Genomic DNA, 7,264 nt, shown 5'->3' with positions numbered 1-7,264 from the left:
GATCAGTACCGCCAGTACCAGGCCGAGCCAGGAGAAGCGCTTCAGCCAGGACTCGGCGACGGTTCCGACGTAGTAGATGACGGCCGTGGTGCCGCCCGCCCACAGGATGCCGCCGAGGACGTTGGCGGTCAGGAACTTCCAGTAGGGCATCCTCAGCACGCCCGCGAGCGGGCCGGCGAAGATGCGCAGCAGGGCGACGAAACGGCCGAAGAAGACGGCCCACATGCCCCACTTCTGGAAGGACCTCTCGGCGGAGGCGATGTGCCCCTCGCCGAAGTGCCGGGGGAACTTCGCGCCCAGCCGGGCCAGCAGGGGCCGTCCGCCCTTGCGGCCGATGGCGTAGCCGATCGAGTCGCCGACGATCGCGCCGGTGACCGCGCAGGCGCCGAGGAGCACCGGGTCGATGTCACCGTGCTGGGAGGCGAGCAGCGCGGAGGAGACCAGGATGATCTCCCCCGGCAGCGGAATGCCCAGGCTCTCCAGCCCGATGACCAGCCCCACCAACGCGTACACGGTGACCGCGGGTACGGTCTCGAGCCACTCCTGGACGTGCAACGCCTCATCCTCCCGGTCCACCGGCACGGTGTTCGTTCCGGTGCGCCGGACGCCGGCGCACCGGGGAATCCTACCGGTTCGGAGCGCTTTGCCCGGCGCTCAGGAGTTCCAGCTCCACTCCGCCACCTCGGGCAGGTCCGTGCCGTACTCACGGATCCACGCGTGGTGCCGGCTGCGCGCGTCGGCCATCCGCTGCCGTACGGCGGCGGCGCGCACGGCGAGGCCTGGGACACGGTCGATGACGTCCATCACCAGCCGGTAGCGGTCGAGGTCGTTGCGGACCACCATGTCGAACGGTGTGGTCGTGGTGCCGGACTCCTTGTAGCCGCGCACATGCAGGTGCGGGTGGCCGTTGCGGCGGTAGGCGAGGCGGTGGATCAGCCAGGGATAGCCGTGGTAGGCGAAGATCACCGGTTTGTCGGCGGTGAACAGGCCGTCGTACTCGAACTCGGTCATGCCGTGCGGGTGCTCCCCGTGCGGCATCAGCCGGGCGATGTCGACGACGTTCACCACACGGACCGCGAGGTCCGGCAGATGGCGGCGCAGCAGCTGCGCGGCGGCCAGCACCTCCTGGGTGGGCACGTCACCGGCGCAGGCCAGGACCACGTCGGGTTCGCCGCCGTTCTCGGTGCCCGCCCACTCCCAGATGCCGGCGCCCCGTGCGCAGTGGACACGCGCCTCGTCGATCGACAGCCAGTCGTAGCAGGGCTGTTTGCCGGCCACGATCACGTTGACGTAGTCGCGGCTGCGCAGGGCGTGGTCCGCGACGGACAGCAGGGTGTTGGCGTCCGGCGGCAGGTAGACCCGTACGACGTTGGGGCTCTTGTTGAGCACGTGGTCGACGAAGCCGGGGTCCTGGTGGGAGAAGCCGTTGTGGTCCTGGCGCCACACGTGCGAGGTGAGCAGGTAGTTGAGCGAGGCGATGGGTGCCCGCCAGGGCAGGTCGCGGGAGGTCTTCAGCCATTTGATGTGCTGGTTGACCATCGAGTCGACGATGTGCACGAACGCCTCGTAGCAGGAGAACAGTCCGTGCCGGCCGGTGAGGAGGTAGCCCTCGAGCCAGCCCTGGCAGAGGTGTTCGGAGAGGATCTCCATCACCCGGCCGTGCCGGTCGAGATGCTCGTCGACGTCGAGGATCTCGGCCTGCCAGGCCTTGCCGCTGGCGTCGTAGACGGCCTGCAGCCGGTTGGAGGCGGTCTCGTCGGGGCCCACGAGCCGGAAGTCCCGCCGGCCGGCGGTGTCCCGCATGACCCGCTCCAGGAGGTCGCCGAGGATCCGGGTGGGCTCGTGGAGGGTGGCGCCCGGCTTGTCGACGGGGACGGCGAAGTCGTCGAGGGACGGCATGGGCAGTTCCCGCACCAGCAGTCCGCCGTTGGCGTACGGGGTGGAGCCGAGGCGCCGGGAGCCCTCGGGGAGCGGGGCGAGGACGTCCGCGACGGGCCGGCCCTCGGCGTCGAACAGTTCCTCGGGCCGGTACGACTTCAGCCACGCCTCCAGCTGCCGCAGGTGCTCGGGGTTCTCGCGGACGCCGGGCAGCGGCACCTGGTGGGCGCGCCAGGTCCCCTCCACGGGCTTCCCGTCCACCTCGGCGGGGCCGGTCCAGCCCTTCGGGGTGCGCAGCACGATGAGAGGCCAGCGGGGACGCTCGGTCACACCGTCCCCGCGGGCGGCGCGCTGTGCCTCGGTGATGCGGTCCACGGCGGTGTCCAGGGCGTGCGCCATCGCGCGGTGGACGTCGGCGGGGTCGCTGCCGCTCACGTGGAGGGGCTCGTGGCCGTAGCCGCGCAGCAGCTCGTCGAGTTCGGCCTCGGGCAGCCGGGCCAGGACGGTCGGGTTGGCGATCTTGTACCCGTTGAGGTGCAGGATCGGCAGGACGGCGCCGTCGTGCACCGGGTCGAGGAACTTGTTGGAGTGCCACGACGCGGCCAGCGGCCCGGTCTCCGCCTCGCCGTCACCGATCACACAGGCGACCAGCAGGCCGGGGTTGTCGAGTGCGGCGCCGTAGGCGTGGGCGAGGGAGTAGCCGAGTTCGCCGCCCTCGTGGATGGAGCCGGGGACCTCGGGGGCGACGTGGCTGGGCACACCGCCGGGGAAGGAGAACTGCCGGAACAGCCGTGCCATGCCCTCCGCGTCCCGGCCGACGTCCGGGTAGGTCTCGCCGTAGCTCCCCTCCAGCCAGGAGTTGGCCAGCACGGACGGGCCGCCGTGCCCGGGCCCCCAGATGCACAGCGCGTCCAGCCCGCGTGCCGCGATCACCCGGCTGAGGTGCGTGTACACCAGGTTCAGCCCGGGTGAGGTGCCCCAGTGCCCGAGCAGCCGGGGCTTGATGTGCTCGGGCCGGAGGGGCTCGGTGAGCAGCGGGTTCGCCAGCAGGTAGATCTGGCCCGCCGCGAGGTAGTTGGCGGCCCGCCAGTGGGCGTCCAGGGTGCGCAGTTCCTCATCGCTCAGTACGGTCCGGATGTCCTGGTTCTCAGGCATGGATGACTCCGTGAAGGGCCGGCCTGGGCGGCCGGGAGTGTCGGCGGGAGGGCGGGNGCCCCCCGGGGAGCGGGCGTCGGGGGAGCGGGGTACCAGTTTCCCGTGCTTCGACACCTCCCGCCCGGCGGAACGGCACAGGTGGCGCAATCGGTACGCCGGGCGGCCGGTGTTGCACGGATGTGCCGGAAGGGGGTGTCGCCGTCGCTCAGCCGTGGGTGACGACGGCGACGGGCGCGGCACCGTGGTGCATCACCGCGTGGGTGATGGCCCCGATGTGCGCACCGAGCGGGTTGCGGCGGGTCCGGCGGCCGACGACCACCAGCGAGGCCTCCGCGGAAGCCTCCACCAGGCGGACGGACGGGCTGCCGCCGAAGGACTCCTCGACGACCTCCACCTCGGGGAACTTCTCGCGCCAGGGGGCGAGCACCCGTGTCAGGTTCTCCGCCTGCTCCCGGGCGATGTCGTGGTACACGTCCGGCGCGGCCGCGAGACCGTAGACGTAGTACGGCGGCAGGGCCCAGCCGTGCACGACGCGCAGGGCGGTGCCGCGCCGCTGCGCCTCCTCGAAGGCGAAGTCGATCACCGGCTCACGGGGCCGGTCGGCGTCCAGGCCGAGCAGCACGGGCCGGTAGCGCGTGGCGGCGGACGGAATGCCCGAGGGGTCCGGTTCGTGCTCGTCGGCGGCCTGCTCGCCGGCGCGGACCAGCACGACGGGCCGCTCGGCGTGGGCCACGACGACGAGTCCGACCGAGCCGACCAGGAACCCGCCGAAGCTGCCGAGACCCCGGGAGCCGAGCGCCAGCATCTCGGCGTCCTCGGCGGCCTTGGTCAGCACCTCGTACGGCATACCGTCGATCTGCTCGTGCGTGACCTCGAGTCCGGGGTGGCGCAGCCGCAGCCCCTCGGCGGTCTCGCGCGGCATGCTCACCCACCTGTCGGCCGGCTGTGCCTCCGGCGAGGGGCCGGGGCGCCGGACGTGGAGCAGCCTCAGCGGCAGAGAGCGCAGTACCGCTTCGCGGGCCGCCCACTCGGCAGCGGCACGGCTCTCCGGGGAGCCGTCGAGTCCTACGGTGATGGCGCGGGTCATGGTGGGCTCCTCCTGGCGTCGGGATGATCACCACGATTCTGTCCCGGACCGACGTCCCGGCGGTAGGGGCCACAGGTCCCGGCCCTGCGCCGGAACGCTACGGTCGGCGGGGAGGCATCGGGTTCCGGCCACGGGCACCGGGGTTCGCACCCCGAAGTATGGGCCGTCCGGCCCATGGCCGGGAACGGCGGACGGGGTGACGCTGGGAGGACCACGGCAGCAGTGAACGCCCCGTCCGGGAGGCCCGCCATGTTCGCACCCCCGTCCCCCAGCATGCCGCGCGCCCTGCCCCTCGAACACCGGGACCGGCTCGTGCGGACCGCCCGTGAGGTCTCCTTCCCGCAAGGGACCCGGCTGTTCGAGGAGGGTGGCCGCGCGGACCGGTTCTGGGTGATCCGTACCGGCACCGTGGAACTCGACATGCACGTACCCGGACGCCGCGCCGCCGTGATCGAACGCCTCGGGCACAACGAACTCGTCGGCTGGTCCTGGCTGTTCTCCCCGCACGTGTGGCAGCTGGGCGCCGAGGCGGCGACCCCGGTACGGGCCTACGAGTTCGACGCCACGTCGGTGCTCGCGCTGTGCGCGGAGGATCCGGGGCTGGGCCGGGACGTCGCCCGGTGGGTCGGCGACGTGGTGGCCCACCGGCTGCACGCCTCCCGGATACGGCTGCTGGACCTCTACGGCCCGTACGGCGCCGGCGCGTGAGTCACGGCCGGCGGTACGGCCTGCGGGAGCCGACCGAAGTTACCTGCGAGTAACACCGCCTCGGTGTTCCGGTTGCTACGACCCTGTCAAAGGGCGGTGACCCAATCGTGTCCGGGGCGAGGCTACTGTTGCTGTCCATGTGGCCAGGACAGCAGCCGCCCGGGGGCGAGCAGAACCCGCAGTCGAACAATCCGTACCAGCAGCCGGGGTACCAGCAGCCGAACCCGTACCAGCAGCCCGGCTATCAGCAGCCGAACCCGTACCAGCAGCAGTGGGGCGATCCGTCCACGGTCGGCATGCCTCAGCCGTCGCAGGGCGGGGGCGGCGGAAACCGGACGAAGCTGGTGGCGATCGTGGCGGCGACGGCCGTGGTCGTGGCCGCGGGGGTCACCGGGTTCCTGGTGCTCGGCGGCGACAAGGACGACGAGGCGGACGGCAAGAAGGACGCCAAGCCGAGCGCGACCGCGTCCAAGGAGACCTCCACGGAGCCGAGCGCCTCCGCCTCGGGTGCCAACCCGCGCGGCGGCGACGAGGAGAAGGCGACGGTTCCGGGCTGGCAGGTCGTCGTCAACACCCGCTTCGGCACCAAGTTCGACGTCCCCGCCGACTGGGAGATCGAGACTCCCGGCACCAGCGTGGGCTTCGAGTGGGAGGAGAAGGACGGTGAGATGGGCCGCACCACCGTCACCGCCCCGGCGTATCTGAAGTCGAAGTGGTGCACCTCCGACGACAACAAGGACGGCCGCGAGGAGGACACCGCCCTCGCCACCGCCGGAACGCGCGGTGAGAACGGCGCCAAGGACACGCAGCAGGCGGCCGAGACCCGGGTGCCGTGGTGGATCTTCGGCGGGTACACGCAGCCGGACAAGAAGAGCGTCAAGCAGGTGAAGCCGAAGGCCTACACCACCGCCTCGGGCATCGAGGGCCACGTCGCCTCGTCGTACTCGGTGAACACGCCGCAGAAGGGCAAGTGCGACAGCGAGGGCAAGGCGATCACCTTCGCGTTCAAGAACGGCGCCGGTGACTTCGTCACCTGGAACCTGTACGGGGCCAAGGGTGTCAGCGACGAGATCCCGGAGGCGACCATGCAGAAGATCCTCAGCACGGTGCGCCTCACCGAGGAAGCCCCGACGGATTCGTAGCAGGCCAGGGGGCCGGCGGAGCATTTGGCAAGTCGGCCCCCGCCCGGCGATAGTCACGGGGTGCCGACCACCGTCCTGCGCCGCCGTCCCGACTGGGCCGGCCGCAACTACTCCCTGCTGACCGCCGCCGCCGTGGTGACCAACCTGGGCAGCCACGGCGCGCTGATCGCCGCCGCGTTCGCCGTACTGGGCGCGGGCGGCGACGGCGGAGACGTGGGTCTGGTGGCCGCCGCCCGCACACTGCCGCTGGTGCTGTTCCTGCTGATCGGCGGTGCCGTCGCGGACCGGCTGCCGCGGCACCGGGTGATGGTCGCGGCCAACGTCCTGAACTGTGTCTCGCAGGCCGCGTTCGCGGCGCTGGTCCTGGCGGGCGAGGCACATCTGTGGCAGATGATGCTGCTCAGCGCGCTCGGCGGCACCGGTCAGGCGTTCTTCAATCCGGCGGCCGAGGGCATGCTGCTGTCCTCGGTGGACGGCGAGCAGGCCGGCCGGGCGTTCGCGGTGTTCCGCATGGCGATGCACGGAGCGACCCTCGGCGGTGCCGCGCTCGGCGGTGCGATGGTGGCCGCGATGGGGCCCGGCTGGGTACTGGCGGCGGACGCGGCGGCCTTCGCGGTGGCGGCGGCGCTGCGGGCGTTCCTCGACGTGAGGCACATACCGCCGCGCGCTCCGGGCGGCGGCATCCTCGGCGACCTGAGGGACGGCTGGCGGGAGTTCACCGGCCGGACCTGGCTGTGGGGCATCGTGGTCCAGTTCTCCGTCGCCAACGCGGTCGTCGGCGCGGCCGACGCGGTCTACGGGCCGCTCGTCGCCCGGGACCATCTGGGCGGGGCCGCGCCGTGGGGCGTGGCGCTGGCCTTCTTCGGCGGGGGCACGGTGGTGGGCGCGCTGCTGATGACCCGCTGGCAGCCGCGCCGCCTGCTGCTCGTCGGCACCCTGTGCGTGTTCCCGCTGGCCCTGCCGTCCGCCGCGCTCGCCGTGCCGGCGCCGGTCGGGGTGCTGTGCGCGGTGATGTTCGTGACCGGTGTGTCCGTGGAGGTGTTCGGCGTCTCCTGGATGACCGCGCTGCACCAGGAGATCCCCGAGGAGAAGCTGTCCCGGGTCTCGGCGTACGACTGGTTCGGCTCGGTCGCGCTGGTGCCGGCGGCGATGGCCCTCGCGGGCCCGGCGGAGACGGCGTTCGGCCGTCCGGACGCGCTGTGGGGCTGCGCCGTGCTGGTGGTGGTCGTCACCGCGGCGGTCCTGTGCGTCCCGGACGTTCGCAACCTGCGCCGCCGCACGCCTCACGTCACCA

At 72.2% G+C, this 7,264-nt stretch carries 6 protein-coding genes; 3 read left to right on the top strand and 3 right to left on the bottom strand.

Annotation, left to right across the window (positions count from 1 at the left end; translation table 11 throughout):
- The 3 genes from B9S61_RS15285 to B9S61_RS15275 form a co-directional block, all read right to left on the bottom strand.
- Window positions 1-555: DedA family protein (locus B9S61_RS15285; RefSeq protein ID WP_103542758.1), on the bottom strand; the 555-nt coding region annotated here is incomplete at its 3' end.
- 99 nt (window positions 556-654) lie between these two features.
- Entirely contained in the window at window positions 655-3,033 is a 2,379-nt protein-coding gene (locus B9S61_RS15280; protein ID WP_103542757.1) for a phosphoketolase, read from the bottom strand.
- A 205-nt stretch (window positions 3,034-3,238) separates the two neighbouring features.
- Window positions 3,239-4,120, bottom strand: a complete 882-nt coding sequence (locus B9S61_RS15275) for a universal stress protein (RefSeq protein ID WP_103542756.1) — start codon at window positions 4,118-4,120, stop codon at window positions 3,239-3,241.
- 249 nt (window positions 4,121-4,369) lie between these two features.
- Here B9S61_RS15275 and B9S61_RS15270 point away from each other — a divergent pair, with 249 nt between their 5' ends.
- The 3 genes from B9S61_RS15270 to B9S61_RS15260 form a co-directional block, all read left to right on the top strand.
- Window positions 4,370-4,828: a Crp/Fnr family transcriptional regulator gene (locus tag B9S61_RS15270; RefSeq protein ID WP_103542755.1), complete on the top strand. Its 459-nt coding sequence runs from the start codon at window positions 4,370-4,372 to the stop codon at window positions 4,826-4,828.
- 137 nt (window positions 4,829-4,965) lie between these two features.
- Window positions 4,966-5,970, top strand: coding sequence for a hypothetical protein (locus B9S61_RS15265; RefSeq protein WP_103542754.1), 1,005 nt, complete (start codon window positions 4,966-4,968; stop codon window positions 5,968-5,970).
- A 60-nt stretch (window positions 5,971-6,030) separates the two neighbouring features.
- On the top strand, window positions 6,031-7,264 hold a 1,234-nt coding region (locus B9S61_RS15260), incomplete at its 3' end, for an MFS transporter (RefSeq protein ID WP_103542753.1).

Origin of the sequence: Streptomyces sp. SM1 (assembly GCF_002910825.1) — a bacterium.
Lineage (GTDB): Bacteria > Actinomycetota > Actinomycetes > Streptomycetales > Streptomycetaceae > Streptomyces > Streptomyces okerensis.
This window is presented reverse-complemented; position numbering and strand designations above follow the sequence as displayed.